15 protein-coding genes are annotated in these 16,136 nt (G+C 61.7%); 7 read left to right on the forward strand and 8 right to left on the reverse strand.

The features are described 5' to 3' along the window. Positions 1 to 2: 2 nt before the first annotated feature. Both ACQ5BM_RS12425 and ACQ5BM_RS12430 read right to left on the reverse strand, forming a co-directional pair. Positions 3 to 1,172, reverse strand: coding sequence for an HlyD family secretion protein (locus tag ACQ5BM_RS12425; RefSeq protein ID WP_429811318.1), 1,170 nt, complete (start codon positions 1,170 to 1,172; stop codon positions 3 to 5). A gap of 112 nt (positions 1,173 to 1,284) precedes the next feature. Beyond that, positions 1,285 to 2,277: a LysR family transcriptional regulator gene (locus ACQ5BM_RS12430; RefSeq protein ID WP_429811320.1), complete on the reverse strand. Its 993-nt coding sequence runs from the start codon at positions 2,275 to 2,277 to the stop codon at positions 1,285 to 1,287. Between the two features lie 243 nt (positions 2,278 to 2,520). Here ACQ5BM_RS12430 and ACQ5BM_RS12435 point away from each other — a divergent pair, with 243 nt between their 5' ends. Further along, positions 2,521 to 2,799: a GNAT family N-acetyltransferase gene (locus ACQ5BM_RS12435; RefSeq protein WP_429811321.1), complete on the forward strand. Its 279-nt coding sequence runs from the start codon at positions 2,521 to 2,523 to the stop codon at positions 2,797 to 2,799. Between the two features lie 283 nt (positions 2,800 to 3,082). Here the strand turns inward: ACQ5BM_RS12435 and ACQ5BM_RS12440 are convergent, their stop codons facing one another. After that, positions 3,083 to 3,655, reverse strand: a complete 573-nt coding sequence (locus ACQ5BM_RS12440; protein ID WP_429812010.1) for an NADPH-dependent FMN reductase — start codon at positions 3,653 to 3,655, stop codon at positions 3,083 to 3,085. 310 nt (positions 3,656 to 3,965) lie between these two features. After that, positions 3,966 to 4,880, reverse strand: a complete 915-nt coding sequence (locus ACQ5BM_RS12445; RefSeq protein ID WP_173518676.1) for a LysR family transcriptional regulator — start codon at positions 4,878 to 4,880, stop codon at positions 3,966 to 3,968. A 147-nt stretch (positions 4,881 to 5,027) separates the two neighbouring features. Between ACQ5BM_RS12445 and ACQ5BM_RS12450 the strand changes: the two genes are divergently transcribed. Together ACQ5BM_RS12450 and guaD are read left to right on the forward strand one after the other, a co-directional pair. Further along, a complete protein-coding gene (locus tag ACQ5BM_RS12450; protein WP_429811323.1) occupies positions 5,028 to 6,266 on the forward strand; it encodes a urate hydroxylase PuuD in 1,239 nt (412 codons plus the stop codon). Continuing rightward, positions 6,263 to 7,615: a guanine deaminase gene (gene guaD, locus ACQ5BM_RS12455; RefSeq protein ID WP_429811324.1), complete on the forward strand. Its 1,353-nt coding sequence runs from the start codon at positions 6,263 to 6,265 to the stop codon at positions 7,613 to 7,615. Before ACQ5BM_RS12450 ends, guaD begins: the two co-directional genes overlap by 4 nt. A gap of 72 nt (positions 7,616 to 7,687) precedes the next feature. Here guaD and ACQ5BM_RS12460 read toward each other — a convergent pair whose 3' ends face one another. Continuing rightward, entirely contained in the window at positions 7,688 to 8,509 is an 822-nt protein-coding gene (locus ACQ5BM_RS12460) for an IclR family transcriptional regulator (protein ID WP_429811326.1), read from the reverse strand. 171 nt (positions 8,510 to 8,680) lie between these two features. On the opposite strand from ACQ5BM_RS12460, the gene gcl reads away from it, so the two are divergent. The 4 genes from gcl (at position 8,681) to ACQ5BM_RS12480 (ending at position 13,710) form a co-directional block, all read left to right on the forward strand. Continuing rightward, complete coding sequence (gene gcl, locus ACQ5BM_RS12465) at positions 8,681 to 10,465, forward strand: glyoxylate carboligase (protein WP_429811328.1); 1,785 nt, start codon at positions 8,681 to 8,683, stop codon at positions 10,463 to 10,465. Between the two features lie 64 nt (positions 10,466 to 10,529). Then, positions 10,530 to 11,345, forward strand: coding sequence for a hydroxypyruvate isomerase (hyi, locus tag ACQ5BM_RS12470; RefSeq protein ID WP_429811330.1), 816 nt, complete (start codon positions 10,530 to 10,532; stop codon positions 11,343 to 11,345). A gap of 5 nt (positions 11,346 to 11,350) precedes the next feature. Continuing rightward, positions 11,351 to 12,235 carry a 2-hydroxy-3-oxopropionate reductase gene (gene glxR, locus ACQ5BM_RS12475; protein ID WP_429811331.1) on the forward strand — a complete coding sequence of 295 codons (885 nt, stop codon included), beginning with the start codon at positions 11,351 to 11,353 and terminating at the stop codon, positions 12,233 to 12,235. Positions 12,236 to 12,441: 206 nt separating this feature from the next. Then, positions 12,442 to 13,710 (forward strand): glycerate kinase type-2 family protein, encoded by a 1,269-nt coding sequence (locus ACQ5BM_RS12480; RefSeq protein ID WP_429811333.1) that lies wholly within the window; start codon positions 12,442 to 12,444, stop codon positions 13,708 to 13,710. A 41-nt stretch (positions 13,711 to 13,751) separates the two neighbouring features. Here ACQ5BM_RS12480 and hpaH read toward each other — a convergent pair whose 3' ends face one another. From hpaH to ACQ5BM_RS12495, 3 genes are all read right to left on the reverse strand, one after another. After that, the gene (hpaH, locus tag ACQ5BM_RS12485; protein WP_429811334.1) at positions 13,752 to 14,555 is read right to left on the reverse strand and encodes a 2-oxo-hept-4-ene-1,7-dioate hydratase; all 804 of its coding nucleotides are present in this window, start codon (positions 14,553 to 14,555) and stop codon (positions 13,752 to 13,754) included. 74 nt (positions 14,556 to 14,629) lie between these two features. Then, a complete protein-coding gene (locus ACQ5BM_RS12490) occupies positions 14,630 to 15,244 on the reverse strand; it encodes a LysE family translocator (protein WP_429811336.1) in 615 nt (204 codons plus the stop codon). 211 nt (positions 15,245 to 15,455) lie between these two features. Beyond that, entirely contained in the window at positions 15,456 to 16,115 is a 660-nt protein-coding gene (locus tag ACQ5BM_RS12495; RefSeq protein WP_429811338.1) for a response regulator, read from the reverse strand. Between the last annotated feature and the right edge of the window lie 21 nt (positions 16,116 to 16,136).

Consider the following 16,136-nt stretch of genomic DNA (forward strand, 5'->3'; position numbering starts at 1 on the left):
CTCTACTGACCGGAGCTGGAGAGGACCTGGTCCGTATGGATGGTTGTCTGAACCGACATTCCCGGGCGCAGCAGCAGCCGCAGGCGATCGGGAAGCGCCGTGAGCTCGATCTTGACCGCAAGACGTTGCGCCACCTTCGTGAAGTTGCCAGTCGCATTGTCCGGCGGGAGGAGGGCAAATTCGGAAGCTGCTGCAGGCGAAAGCTGAGCGACCCGCCCGCTCAAGACCTCTCCCGGGAACATATCCACAGCGACGGTGACGGCTTGCCCGACCCGAACCTTCTCTAACTGAGTTTCCTTGTAGTTCGCGACGACGTAGACATTGGGCAGCGGCACCACGGAGATCACGCGTGTGCCGGCCGAAACATATTGTCCGGCGCGCACGCTGCTCGCATTCACAACACCGTCGGTCGGCGAGATGATCCGCGCGTGCCCAAGCTCCACTTCGGCGAGCTCCAGTTCTGCGTGGCGACTGGAAAGCTCGGCTATCGCCTGCTCGCGCTCGGTTGCCAACACACTCAACTGCTGCCGGGTGGCCTCGGTTTCTGCTCGTTTTTCGGTAAGTTGTGCCTCGTAGCGCTTTATCGATGCGACGGCTTCCTCGAGCCGCTGGCTGCTCGACCAGCCGCTATGTTCCAGCGATTTCTGCCTGATGTGCTCGGCCGCAGCTCGGTCCCGGTCTGCATTAATGGCAAGAATCCCGGCTTCGGCCTGTGCGATGAGGCGCTTTTGAAGGTTCACTCGGCTATCGACATTGCGAATGGCGGCCTCGGCGGCTGCCACCGCGGCTTTCGCGCGCGCGACTTTCGCCCGATATTCCTTGTCGTCGATTTCCGCCAGGAGGTCGCCGCTGCGCACCCGTTCGTAATCCCTTACGACGACTCTGCTGACATATCCCGCAATCTGGCTGCTGATCGGGGCGGTGTCCGCGCGCAGGTAAGCGTTGTCGGTCGTCTGGTCCGTCATGCCCGCCACCCAGTGGCCCCATCCCAACGGGATCACTGTGGCCAAGCCAATGCCAGCCACGATGACCGTGACACGAGCAAGCGCGAGGTAACTGCGCAGGCGAGGTTTCCGCTTGCGTTGCGCTGAAGCCTTGGACGTCTCGGGCCTTCTTTGATCCCCTTGTCCGATTTTATCGTGGAGTGGCAATTCCACTGCTATGGCGTTCATTATCGTAATCCCTCGGCCGCGCAGGCCCGATCCAAGATTTCGATAATATGAGGCCTTCATGTTCTTGAATGAAATGACGTCTCGTCATTTGAATAATGACGCCCGTTCATGCCTACAAACTGATCTCATCGTTTGCGCGCGGCTGGCGGCCTGCTTGAATCATCTCTTTCCGCAACCAGCGAACGGAGGGATGCGCGCCCATCGTCCGGTGCGACAGCATGGAAATCATCAAGGGCGCCGTTTCGTACGGCGGGTCACGCCAAACCAGGTCCAAGGACGCGGCGGCTCGCATGGCGAGGCGCAAAGGGGTGAATGCAATCATGTCCGTTGTTGCGATCAGGGACGGGACGACAAGAATATGCGGCACGGTCATGCCCACCCTACGCTTCAAGGTCTCCGCGTTGAGAAGTGCTTCGATCTCTCGCGGATTGCTCGTGATGTGCGCCCTTTCGAGCCCGCCTTGATCGATCAACCCCCCGTCGCCGGCGCCGATCTGATCCGAAATGCGGATATCGACGTGCGGATAGGCCGCAAGATCCCGCAGACCGAATAGACCGGCGGCCGCGGGATGGCCCCGTCGCATGAGCCAAACGCTTCGGTCCGAGAACAGCGGCTCGCTTATGAAGCGGGCAGGAGTTTTCCCGAATACGCCGATGGCAACGTGTATAGAACCCCGATCGAGTTCCTCCGTCACGTTCATCTCATTCAGCGACCGAACGCGATAGCGGGTGTTCGGAGCCAGTTCCCGCTGTCGAGCCATAAAGTCCGCGAGCATCGTAGCGGTTATGTAGTCAGAGGTAGAAATCGAAAATTCTACCTGAGATGAGGCGGGATGAAAGTCGGGCTCACACAGAGCAGACTCAATCTGCAACAACGCCGGTTTGAACGCTTGACCGAGTTCAACCGCACGCGGGGTGGGATGCATCCCCTCCGGCCCGCGGATAAACAGTTCGTCCCCGACAACCTCCCGCAGGCGCGCAAGGGCGTGGCTAATGGCCGACTGGGTTAAGTGGAGACGCTCAGCCGCCTTCGTTACCCCGCGTTCGTCGAGAACGGCGTTGAAGATGCGAACAAGATTCAAATCGAGACCATGAAACTCACGCATAGTTATGATGCAGCCCTTTCATTTGAAACATGAGCATCGTTCCTCCATATCGACCCTCGGCGCCGCGTGAACTGAAACTCCGGCTTGAGGTTTGAAATGTGGTACGAGAAGTCAACACCGTTTTCCTGCAGCTATTCCCTGGGGGAGCGCCTCCTGGCTGATGGTCTGTTATACGCCATGGCGCTCGCGCTTTTGGCGTGCCTTAATGTTTAGGTCTGTCCACCGCCGCTCGGAGTTATGATGATGGCGAACGAGATTGTTGACAACGAAGCCATGTCTCGATTCGAACTGTCGATCGAGGGCGAATTGGCATTGGCGTACTATCGCCACCAAGACGGACGTATTGTGCTCACTCACACAGAGGTTCCGCAGGCGCTTTCCGGCCGCGGTGTCGGAACGCATCTCGCAAGATCGGTCTTCGATATTTTGAGGGCCAGGAACGCCCGAGTGATCGCCAAGTGCCCATTCATGGCGGCCTTTGCCGCGAAGCACCCTGAGTATAACTCCCTGCTCGATGGCTGAACTGCGCAACTGTCTTGGCTCGGAGATCCTGGCCAGCTCCGCCGTTCGGCCTCCAAGGCATTGTCGCCAGCGATCCAGCGGCCAGTTGTTGAGAACCCTGCTTTGCTCGCCGACCTCAACACTGGCTCGCATACCGCCGACTGCCGCGGCCGTGTCGGCGGTTACAGTCACATGTTCAACGCGGTGTTCAATCGAATGGTCGGTGAAAAATCCAGACGAGGGATTCCGCAAATGATCTTAGCCGCACATTGTCGCAGGCAGCATGCCGAGGCATCCTGCGTCGTCAAGCATCGCGAGGCAGGACGGAGAGCACGCGAGCGATGAAGGCCGCGAATTCTTCCATAAACCCGCGCAGAAACTGCTCGGTCGTTTGCACCGTCACTTCTCCCTCGTCGGAGATAAGTCCCGGCGTGAATTGGATGTAGGCTTCAGGGGCGTTCATTTGCGGTGAATTGCAAAAGCTTAGAACACTGCGGAGACCTTGCTGAGCCACCGCGGTTCCGATCGCACCGGGGGATGTCCCGATTACGGCCGAGGGCTTGCGTGTGAAAGAGTTCTTTCCGTAGGGGCGGCTCGCCCAGTCGATAGCGTTTTTGAGACCGCCGGGGATTGAGCGGTTATATTCCGGCGTCACGAACAGGATGGCGTCGACGGCCGACAACTCTTCTTTGAACGTTCGCGCAACCGGCGGAAAATCGGAATCGTAGTCGTGGCTATAAAGCGGGAGGTCCCTAAACGATATTTCTGTCATTTCAAGGTGTGCAGGAGCCAGCCTCACGAGCGCATTGGCGAGCTTGCGATTGATCGAGTCTTTGGCGAGACTACCGATCAAGTATCCGACCTTATGCCTTTGCATAACAATCCTCCCGATACCGTGACGATCTGTGGCGCGACTGCGTTTCGCAACGAGAATGTAACGCGTCGCCGCCTCACTGTCATGTTGCGACATTGCTTCCCCCGCCCTCGAAGATGTCTACGCTGCGCAGTTTTCCGCATCAATGTCTGGGAGGCCCCAGTTGATGCAGCGGTCGTGTTCATGCAGCTCGATACCGCCCGCCAGCTGATTGTTTCGGCGCGCCGGGGCATCGCGCGGTGCGGCTGCGGTCGACTATCTTGCCGGGCAAATCGGCGGCATTCCCGGGATCGAGCGAGCGAAGGTTTTGGCTCTATTCCAGTGCCTTGCCGATCAGCCGCTGACAGCGCTCCGCCATGTAGTCGATCATCAGTCGGACCTTTGGGTCCTGAAAACGCTTGTGCGGATAGATCGCCGCAAGCTGCACGCTGAGTGGTGGCGTGTCGGCGAGGATCGGCACCAGTGCGCCGGAATTGATGTGGCTTTTCACCTCGAAGAGCGGCTTGTTGATGATGCCGCGGCCGTCGAGCGCCCATTGGGTGAGCACGTCACCGTCGTCCGAATCGTAAGGTCCGGTCACCTCGAGCTTGCGCACGCCCTCCATGGTCTGCAGCGTCCAGAAGTATTCCTTCGAGCCGGGATAGCGCAGCAGCAGACAGTCGTGCTTGTCGGCGATCAGCGCGTCGGGCGTCTGCGGGATGCCACGTTTTTCGAAATAGGCGGGCGCCCCGCAGACCACGCGTTCACAATTCATGATGCCGCGCATGCGCAGGTTCGAATCTTCGAGGATGCCGAGCTTGAAGGCGACGTCGACGCCTTCGGAGAGGATGTCGACGTTGTGGTCCGACAGGCGAAGCCGCACTTCGATGTCGGGATATTTGTCATGAAACTCCGGAATACCCGACGCAATCAGCCGCCGACCTATCCCCAATGGAGCGGTAATCTTCAGCGCGCCCTTCGGATTGCGCGAGAGATCGGCGATCGCGTTTTCCGCTTCGTTGACCGCTTCGAGGATCTTCACCGCGCCGTCGTAAAACACGCGGCCGTGCTCCGTCGGGGTCAGCTTGCGCGTCGTCCGATTGAACAGGCGAACGCCCATATGGCGTTCCAACTCTTTGATTCTATTGCTTGCAACTGCCGGCGTCACGCGCTGGTCGCGACCGGCTGCCGACAAGGTTCCAAGCTCTACGACGCGCACGAAGACGCGCACATTGTCCAGATATGACATGCCTCCGTCCCACTCCTCCGGCCTCTCTCTAGCCTATCCATTCCGTCGCCATTTTATAGATTTTTTTGAAAGTGTTGGTGAAGCAGCGACGTTCCCGCGACCTCCAGCAATGACACATAATGCGCCGAGGAGAAATGGGAGAATTGCATGTACGAGTATGCCATAGCCTGGGATTGGCTGACCTTTGCCGTGCGATGGCTGCACGTGATCACCGCCATCGCCTGGATCGGTTCGTCGTTTTATTTCGTCGCACTCGACCTCGGTCTGAAGAAAAGACCGGATCTGCCTGTTGGCGCCTATGGCGAAGAATGGCAGGTGCACGGCGGCGGCTTTTATCACATCCAGAAGTATCTGGTCGCACCGTCCAACATGCCGGATCACCTGATCTGGTTCAAATGGGAATCCTACGTCACCTGGCTTTCCGGTTTCGGCATGCTGTGCCTGGTCTACTACGCCGGTGCCGACCTCTTTCTGATCGATCCCAACGTTCTCGACGTTTCGAAGCCTGTGGCAATCGCCATATCGCTCGGTTCGATCGGCTTCGGCTGGCTTGCCTACGACACGATCTGCAAGTCACCCTTCGGCCGCGACAACACCAAGCTGATGGTGCTTCTGTACTTCATCCTGGTCGGCATGGCCTGGGGCTACACGCAGCTCTTCACCGGCCGCGCCGCCTTCCTGCATCTCGGCGCCTTCACCGCCACGATCATGTCGGCGAACGTCTTCTTCATCATCATCCCCAACCAGAAGATCGTCGTCGCCGATCTCATTGCCGGCCGCACGCCGGACGCGAAATACGGCGTGATCGCCAAGCAGCGCTCGACCCATAACAACTACCTGACGCTGCCGGTTCTGTTCCTAATGCTGTCGAACCACTACCCGCTGGCTTTCGGCACCCAGTACAACTGGATCATCGCCTCGCTGGTCTTCCTGATGGGCGTCACCATCCGCCACTGGTTCAACACCCGCCATGCGGACAAGGGCAACCCGACCTGGACCTGGCTCGTCACCGCGCTGCTCTTCGTTGCGATCATGTGGCTCTCGACTGTGCCGAAGGTGCTCGCCGGCGGCGGGGAGGAGAAGATCTCCGCCGCGCAGCAGCCCTTCGTGACCGCGGAATCCTTTCCGAAGGTGCGCGACACGGTGCTTGGCCGCTGTTCCATGTGCCATGCCAAGGAGCCGGGCTGGGAAGGCCTGATCGTCCCACCGAAGGGCGTGACGCTCGAAACCGACACCGAGATCGCCAACCACGCGCGTGAAATCTATCTGCAGGCCGGCCGCAGCCATGCGATGCCGCCCGCCAATGTCACCGGCGTATCTGACGAAGAGCGGCAGTTGCTCGTCGCCTGGTACGAGTCCGTCGTGAATGGAGGAAAGACCCAATGACCGAACTGCTGATCCGCGGCCGCGTGCTGACCTTTGTCGACGAACCAAAGGGCATCGACGATACTGCCGCCTATCGCTACTTCGAGGACGGCGCCGTACTGGTGCGAGGCGGCAAGGTTGCCGATATCGGCGAGCATGCCGATGTTGCCCGCCGCGCCGGCGCGAGCGTCAAGGTCGCGGATCATCGTCCCAATCTGGTGCTGCCAGGGCTCATCGACACGCACCTGCATTTTCCGCAGACGCAGGCGATCGCCTCTTATGGCGCCCAGCTTCTCGAATGGCTGAACACCTACATCTTCGTCGAGGAACAGAAGTTCCGGAAGCCGGAACATGCCGACTTCATCGCCGGCCGCTTCATGGATGAGCTCCTGTCGAACGGCACGACGACGGCGGTCGCCTATTGCTCGGTGCATCCGGAGAGCGTCGACGCCTATTTCAGCGCTGCGGAAGCGCGCGGCATGCTGATGATCGGCGGCAAGGTGATGATGGACCGCAACGCGCCGGACGCGCTACGCGACACGCCGCAGCAGGGCTATGACGAGACGAAGGCACTGATCGCCAAGTGGCATGGCCGCAGCCGTGCGCATTACGCCATCAGCCCGCGTTTCGCCATCACGTCGACGCCGGAACAGATGGAGGTGAGCCGCGTGCTCGTCGCCGAGCATCCGGAATGTTACGTGCAGACGCATCTCTCCGAGAACAGGGACGAGATCGCCTTTGCGACCTCGCTCTACCCGGAGGCCAAGGACTATACCGACATCTATGCGCGCTACGATCTTCTGACGCGGAAGACCTTGCTCGGTCACTGCATCTATCTGAGCGATCGCGAGATTTCGGTTCTTGCCGAGACCGGAGCGGTCGGCACCTTCTGCCCGACCTCGAACCTTTTCCTCGGCTCCGGTCTTTTTGATCGCGATCGTTTCGACAAGCTCGGCGCCCGCTGGTCGGTCGCGACCGACGTCGGCGCTGGCACCAGCTTCTCGATGCTGGAGACGATGGACGAGGCCTACAAGGTGCTGCACCTGCAGGGCCAACGGCTGACGCCGTTCAATTCCTTCTATCGCATGACGCTCGGCAATGCCCGCGCTCTCGACCTCGACGACCGTATCGGCTCGCTGCATGTCGGCGCCGACGCCGATATCGTCGTGCTCGACAGCCGCGCCAAGCCTTCGATGGAACTTCGCATGCGGGTCGCCGGTTCGCTGGCAGAGGAACTCTTCATCCTGCAGACGATGGGCGATGACCGCTGCGTGGCCGAGACCTACGTCGCCGGCAAGCCGATGAGAAATCCCGCGATTGCTGTGAAGGACACCGTGGCAGCAGCTGCCCGAAACCTTGAAACGGCCTGAGCGAAACGACGTTTTCTCTCAAACGTGAAACGCCGCGCGTCTGATTGATGCGCGGCGCCTTCTTTTTGGCAGCTACAGTTCTTCCGGCCGCTTGCCACCCATCGCTCGCGTCAGCGCATCGGCGCGCTCACGCACGATGGGGCCGAGGGTTGACAGTTTCTCGTCATTGACGCGAACCGATGGGCCGGAGATCGAGATACCGGCGATCGTTTCGCCGTACTCGTTGAAGATGGGGGCTGCGACGCAGCGCATGCCGAGCGTATGCTCCTCGTCATCGACGGACCAGCCGCGGTGGCGGATCTCCTGGATATCCTTGAGCAGGGCCGGGAGCGTGTCGCGGGTCTTGTCGGTGAAATGCGCGAGCTCGCGGCCGCCGAGAAGCTGAGCGATTTCCTTGTCCGACCAGGTCGAGAGGATCGCCTTGCCGATGCCGGAGGCATGAACCGGACCGCGGCGCCCGGGACGGAAGAAGGCGCGCATCGGTGCGTGGCTTTCGACCTGCGAAATGAACACGACGTCGCCGCCTTCCTCGATGCCGATATTGGCCGTCTCGCCGCTTTCTTCCATGAGCCCCTTGAGGAAGGGGCGGCTGATGGTGCCGAGCTTGCGGAAGCGCAGATAGGCATTGCCGATCTCGAAAGCCTTGAGGCCGACCGTCCAGGCCCCGGTGTCCGGGTCGTTCATCACCATGCCGTGGCCGGCCAGCGTCGTCAGCAAGCGGTGGACCGTGGACGGCGCCATGCCGGTCTCGTCGGCAAGCCGGGTCAAGGTCGAGCCGTCCTCCTGGGCGACGACCGTCAGAAGAGCAAGGCTGCGGTCGAGCACCTGTACGGATGACGGTGCCGCATTCTCGCCCGCCTTGCGTCCGCGTTTTCCTCTGCCGTTGCCGTCCATCGAAGCCTCTCTGCAAATCACGTCTGTCGCCCATCATCCTCTATCAGGACCCCGAGGGATTTTCTCCGATTTGTTGAAAATCTTTATTTCCGCATGATGGAAATGATTTCCATTTATATGTTGCTGTTTGCGATTAATGGATTATGGTTCCAGGAAATAGGAGGAAATCTCATGGCTAAGATGCGTGCCGTCGACGCGGCTGTTTATGTTCTGGAGAAGGAAGGCATCGACTGCGCTTTCGGCGTGCCCGGCGCTGCCATCAACCCGTTTTACTCCGCGCTGAAGGCGCGCGGTTCGGTCCGCCACATCCTGGCTCGCCACGTTGAGGGCGCCTCGCATATGGCTGAGGGCTACACCCGCGCCAAGCACGGAAACATCGGCGTCTGCATCGGCACATCCGGCCCGGCCGGTACCGACATGATCACCGGCCTCTATTCGGCCTCGGCGGATTCGATCCCAATCCTCTGCATCACCGGCCAGGCGCCGCGCGCCCGCCTCGACAAGGAAGACTTCCAGGCGGTCGATATCGCCAAGATCGCCGCACCCGTCACCAAATGGGCGGTCACGGTCATGGAACCGGCACTCGTTCCCTTCGTCTTCCAGAAGGCTTTCCACGTCATGCGCTCCGGCCGTCCGGGCCCGGTGCTGATCGACCTGCCGGTCGACGTCCAGCTCGCCGAAATCGAGTTCGATCCGGACACCTATCAGCCGCTCGAACCCTACAAGCCGAAGGCAACACGTGCCCAGGCCGAAAAGGCGCTGGCGATGCTGAACGAGGCGGAGCGTCCGCTGATCGTTGCCGGCGGCGGCATCATCAATGCCGATGCCTCCGACTTGCTCACGGAATTTGCCGAAATCACCGGCATCCCTGTGATCCCGACGCTGATGGGCTGGGGCACGATCCCGGACGACCATCCGCTGATGGCCGGCATGTGTGGCCTGCAGACCTCGCACCGCTACGGCAACGCCAACCTGCTGGCCTCCGACTTCGTTCTCGGTGTCGGCAACCGCTGGGCGAACCGCCACACCGGCAACGTTCCGACCTATACGGAAGGCCGCAAGTTCGTTCACGTCGACATCGAGCCGACCCAGATCGGCCGCGTCTTTGCGCCTGATTTCGGTATCGTCTCGGATGCCGGCGCTGCGCTAAAGCTCTTCCTCGATGTCGCGACGGAGTGGAAGACGGCCGGCAAGCTTAGAGACTGGTCCGCCTGGGCGGAAGAGTGCCGCGAGCGCAAGCGCACCATGCTGCGCAAGACGCACTTCGACCAGACGCCGCTGAAGCCCCAGCGCGTCTATGAAGAGATGAACAAGGCCTTCGGTCGCGACACCTGCTACGTTTCGACCATCGGTCTCAGCCAGATCGCCGGCGCCCAGTTCCTGCACGTCTACAAGCCGCGCAACTGGATCAACTGCGGCCAGGCCGGCCCGCTCGGCTGGACGCTGCCTGCCGCTCTCGGTGTTCGCGCTGCGGATCCGGACCGGCCGATCGTCGCCCTTTCCGGCGATTACGATTTCCAGTTCCTGATCGAGGAGCTCGCCGTCGGCGCCCAGCACAAACTGCCCTACCTGCATGTCGTCGTGAACAATTCCTACCTCGGCCTCATCCGCCAGGCACAGCGCGGCTTCAACATGGACTTCGAGGTCAGCCTCGCCTTCGACAACATCAATGCCTCGGGCGATGCGGAGAAGGGTTACGGCGTCGACCACGTCGCGGTTGCCGAGGGCCTCGGCTGCAAGGCGATCCGGGTGCGCAGCCCGAACGAGTTCCAGGAGGCTTTCGACCGGGCTCGTGCGCTGATGGATGAACATCAGGTTCCCGTCGTCATCGAGTTCATCCTGGAGCGCGTCACCAATATTTCGATGGGCGCGGACATCAATGCCGTCGTCGAGTTCGAGGAACTGGCAACCCGCGGTGAAGACGTACCGACGGCGATCACGGCTCTGCTCGACTGAGGAAAGTGGGCGGTTCTCCGCCCACATCCCGCTCCAAAGACAAACATGAAGGAGGAAGCATCGCATGGCGAAGTTCGCTGCGAACCTGACAATGCTGTTCAACGAGGTGCCGTTCCTCGATCGTTTCGCTCTGGCTGCCAAGGCCGGCTTCGAAGGCGTGGAATATCTGTTTCCCTACGAATTCGAGAAGGTGAGCCTGCGCGCTGAACTTCAGCGCCACGGCCTGACCCAGGTCCTGCACAACCTGCCGGCCGGCGACTGGGGACGCGGTGAGCGCGGCATCGCCATCCTGCCCGATCGGGTCGACGAATTCCGCAAGGGTGTGGCGAGCGCGATCGACTATGCGACGGCGCTCGATTGCAAGCAGGTCAACTGCCTGGTCGGCATCGCGCCGGACGGCGTTTCCGACAGCATCCTGCGCAAGACGCTGGTCGCCAACCTGAAGCTCGCAGCAGGCGAACTCGGCAAGCACGGCATCCGCCTGCTGATCGAGCCGATCAACCGCTTCGACATTCCGGGCTTCTATCTGAACACCGTGGGGCAGGCTGCCTCGATCATCGAGGAAGTCGGCAGCGACAATCTCTTCATCCAGTACGATCTCTACCATCAGCAGCGCACCGAGGGCGAACTGGTCGGCACCTATAAGCGCCATGCCAATCTCATCGCCCACGTCCAGCTTGCCGACAATCCGGGCCGCAACGAGCCGGGCACCGGCGAGATCAACTACCCGTTCGTCTTCGACGCGCTGGAAGAGGCCGGCTACGACGGCTGGATCGGCTGCGAATACAAGCCGCGCACCACGACGGCCGATGGCCTTGGCTGGCTCGGCACCGAGCGCCAGCGCACCCAATCCGCAGATATCATCAAGATCAGGAGCTAAGCACCATGGCAACAATCGGTTTCATTGGACTGGGCATTATGGGCACGCCGATGGCGCGCCACCTGCAGGATGCCGGCCACACCATCATCACCTCGAAGTTCGTCATCCCGCCGCGCCAGGAACTGCTCGACAACGGCCTCAAGTTCGTCGACACGCCAAAGGCGCTGGCCGAGACCGTCGACACGATCATCCTGATGCTGCCGGATACGCCTGAGGTCAAGGACGTTCTCTTCGGCGAGAACGGTGTCGCCTACGGCCTTTCCAAGGGCAAGCTCGTCATCGACATGAGCTCGATCTCGCCGATCGAGACGAAGGAATTCGCAAAGAAGGTCCGCGAAACCGGCGCCGAATACATCGACGCTCCGGTCTCCGGCGGCGAAGTCGGCGCCAAGAACGCTTCGCTCTCGATCATGGCGGGCGGTAGCCAGGAGAGCTTCGACCGTGCCCTGCCGCTCTTGAAGCTGATGGGCAAGAACATCACCCTCGTCGGCGACTGCGGCGATGGCCAGGTCACCAAGGTTGCCAACCAGATCATCGTCGCGCTGACGATCGAGGCGGTTTCGGAAGCCCTCGTCTTTGCGTCGAAGGCTGGTGCCGACCCGGCGCGCGTGCGCGAAGCGCTGATGGGCGGCTTTGCTTCCTCGCGGATCCTCGAGGTTCACGGCGAGCGCATGATCAAGCGCACCTTCGATCCGGGCTTCCGCATCTCGCTCCACCAGAAGGACCTCAACCTGGCTCTCCAGGGTGCGAAGTCGCTCGGCATCTCGCTGCCGAACACGGCCGCAACGCAGGAGCTCTTCAACAACTGCGCCGCCAACGGCGACAGCGGTCTCGACCACTCCGGCCTCGTCCGGGCGCTGGAGCGCATGGCAAACCACCAGGTCGCCTGATAGCAGACAACGCAAAAATGCGCATGATCCGTTCGGCGTCCCATTGTGCCGGGCCGGTCATGTGTCCGGGCGGCGGTTGGAGGAACCGCCGCCCGAGACGGTTCTGAAAGCAAGTCCAGCAAAAGAGTCTGGAGACTTTTTTGGGTGTGGAATTGCACATATGGATGGAGCATAGAAGCGATGCGACATGCTCTAGGGGGAGACCAATGCCAGCCATCACCGACCCACGCAGCTTCCTGGAAACACTCTTCACCGCTGCGGTTGCCGCGGCCGATCCGGAAAAGGTGATTGCGGCCAATCTGCCGGAACGGCCAAAGGGGCGCACGGTGGTGGTCGGCGCGGGCAAGGGCGCAGCACAGATGGCGGCAGCCTTCGAGCGCCATTGGGATGGTCCGCTCTCCGGTGTGGTTGTCACCCGCTATGGCTACGCGGCCCCATGCAAGAACATCGAGGTGCTGGAAGCGTCGCATCCGCTTCCGGACGAAAACGGCCTGCAGGCCTCGAAGCGGCTGCTTGCGGAAGTCAGCGGCCTGACGGAGAACGATCTCGTCGTGGCGCTCGTCTGCGGTGGCGGCTCGGCGCTGCTGCCCGCGCCGCCGCCCGGCCTGACGCTGGAAGACGAGATTGCAGTCAACCGGGCGCTGCTCGCCTCCGGCGCGCCAATCAGCGCCATGAATGCCGTGCGCAAGCACGTCTCGCTGATCAAGGGGGGAAGGCTGGCGGCAGCCGCCTATCCGGCGAAGGTCGTCTCGCTGATCGTCTCCGATATTCCAGGCGATGACCCGGCACTGGTCGCCTCCGGCCCGACGCTGCCGGACGCCAGCAATCGCGAAGACGCCCTGACGCTTGTCGAGCGTTATGACCTTCAGCTCCCTGCCAAGGTCATGGATTGGCTCAATAATCCTGAAAGTGCTGCCCCTTCGCCAAGCGATCCGCGCTTTGCCCGAAACGAAGTCCGGCTCATCGCGTCCGCGTCCGTTTCGCTTGAGGCTGCGGCTGCCGAGGCGCGCGCCGCCGGCATCGAGGCCGTCATTCTTTCCGATGCGATCGAGGGCGAGGCGCGCGACGTTGGTGGCGTGCACGCGGCGATGGCCCGTGAAATCGCCGGCCGCGGCAGGCCGTTCCGCAAGCCGGTCGTCGTTCTCTCGGGTGGAGAGACGACGGTGACCATTCGCGGCAAGGGCAAGGGCGGCCGCAACAGCGAATTCCTGCTGGCGCTGGCGCTCGGCATCGACGGCGCCAAGGGCGTCTCGGCGCTTGCCGCCGACACCGACGGCATCGATGGCTCCGAGGACAATGCCGGCGCATTTGCCAATGACACGACGATAGCAAGGCTCGTTGCACAACGCCTCGACGCCGCAGCTTTGCTGCAGAAGAACGATAGCTGGTCGGCGTTCGACGCGCTCGGCGATCTCTTCAAACCGGGTCCGACCGGTACCAATGTGAATGATTTCCGCGCCATTCTGGTGCAGTGAAACCGGCTCGACGGGCGAGAGCTCGCCCGTCACCTTCGGCCTCACGCGAAGTGGCAGCTCACCGAACCGTAGGCGCCGAAATCCGCGACGATCGTGTCGCCGCTCTTGGCCTCGAGCGTGCGGATGAACGAGCCCGAGAGAACGATCTGGCCAGGCTCGATCGCGTCGCCGCATTGCGCGAGCCGGTTGGCAAGCCAGGCAATGCCGCGGGCCGGATGATTGAGCACGCCTGCCGCAAGTCCCGTCTCCTCGATCACCGCATTGCGTGACACGATCGCGCCCATCCAGCGCATGTCGACGGTATCGGGGCGCACGGCGCGTCCACCAAGGATGAGGCCGCCATTGGCGGCATTGTCGGATATCGCATCGACGAGGGTGCGCGCCTTCCTGGTTTTCGGATCCGTCCGAACGATGCGGCTGTCGAGGATTTCCAGCGCCGGCATTACGTAATCGGTGGCGTTCAGCACCTGAACGATGTTGACGCGCGGGCCCTTCAGTCCGGCCTTCATGACAAAGGCGATCTCCGCTTCGACCCGCGGCTGGATGAAGCGATCGGCCGGAATGTTCGCGCCGTCGTCGAACAGCATATTGTCGAAGAGCACACCGGAATCCGGCGTGTCGATGCCAAGCGCCTGCTGCATGGCATTGGAGGTCAGGCCGATCTTCCAGCCGATGATGCGATGGCCGTCGTCGCGCTTGCGCCTGACCCAGGCGGCCTGGATCGCATAGGCGTCGTCGACGGTCATCTCAGGGTGCTTGTGCGACAGGAGCCCGATCTGTTTTCGGTCACGCTCTGCCTCATGCAGGCTTTCGGCGGCTTTGGCAATCTCTGTTGCATTGAGCATGGTCCGGCCCCTCCACTCCAGCGTGTCTAACGATACACCAAGGTTGTCGGGCGGGCACGGGCCGTCTTTTGCGTTCAGATCGGCTGGCTTGCCAGCATCAGGCCGAGGCCGATGAGAATCGACCCGCAGGCGCGGGGCACCAGGGTGCCTCGGCCGCCAGTGAACCGCGCGAGTGTGAACGAGGCCAGGAAGACAGCCGCGACATCGGCTACCGACAAAGCAAGGTTCACCAGCAGTCCGAACATCAGGAGTTGCATGGACATCGGCATCGAGGCCGACGGATCAACGAATTGCGGCAGGAAGGTCACGAAGAATAGCGCCGTCTTGGGATTGAGGATTTCGACGACGATGCTGTCACGCAGGACGCCGGGCTTGACCGCCTCTGAATGAACGGCGTGTCTTCCGATCCCGAGCAGCATGGTCGCGCCGAGCCAGATGAGGTAGACGGCGCCGGCCAGCTTGATCGCCGTGTAGAGGGTCGGCGCGTGATGAAGCAGGGCGGCGAGCCCGAGCGCTGCCGCGGCGATGTGAATGTAACAGCCGATGTGGATGCCGAGTGCTGCCAGCAGGCCGGCCTTGCGGCCGTGAGCCAATGTCTGGGCCGTCATATAGAGGATGGCCGGCCCTGGCATGAAGGCGAAGATTGCTGTCGCGAACGCAAACGAAATCCAATGCTCCATCGAGGGCATGGCGGTTCCTCCTTTGACCGGCCGCTCCTCGGCGTCGGTGTACAAATCTTCGCGCCACGAGATTCGCGGCGCGATTTGGCGGAAGAACTACGCCTGGTTGTATGTCGGCAACATACGGCAGGTGCCGTATTTCGGCGGCGGGGCAGGATCGCCTATGCTGCGTTGGTAAACGGAATATGAGCGTGAGGCGCAGAGGAGAGAAATGGAGCCGTCAGCCGATCGGCAGGCCAATGCGCACCGCGTAGGCCGCAATCTCGGCTGCATTGTGCAGGCTGAGTTTGCGCATCAGGTTCTCGCGGTGCTTGCGCGCTGTCAACGGGCTGATGCCCAAGCGATCGGCGGTTTCACGCGCCGTCAATCCTTGCGCGGAGAGGGACAGGATCTGCATCTCGCGCCGGGTGAGGGGAATAGGCGAAAGGGCCGCGTCGGTCATTGGAGGCGGCTGGCGGCTGCGTGGGTCGTCGACGGCAAAGCGAACCGTCTGACTGAGATAGACCTCGTTGCGCAGCATGGCATCAAGTGCGGCCGTGAGTTCGGTCGGATCTCCGCTCTTCGTCAGGTAGCCGCTGGCGCCGGCGGCGATCGCGGCGCGCACGGTGCGTGGTTCGATGTTGGCGGTCAGAACCAGGATTTTCATGCGTGGCGCGATGGTCCTCAGCTCGCTGATGAACTGTACGCCGGTGACACCAGGCATGCCGAGATCGAGGATCGCCAGGTCCGCGCCGCCGGCGCGAAGAATCTTTGCCAGCGCCTCACCATCGGCGGCTTCCGCAACCACCGATACATGATCCATGGTGGAGAGCAGCAGCTTCAGGCCCTCGCGAACGATGGCGTGATCGTCGGCCACCACGACGGTCAGCAATTTGCGCATGTAAGTAATCCTTCATCGAAT

This window comes from Ensifer sp. B1-9 (genome assembly GCF_050474445.1).
GTDB lineage: Bacteria > Pseudomonadota > Alphaproteobacteria > Rhizobiales > Rhizobiaceae > Ensifer.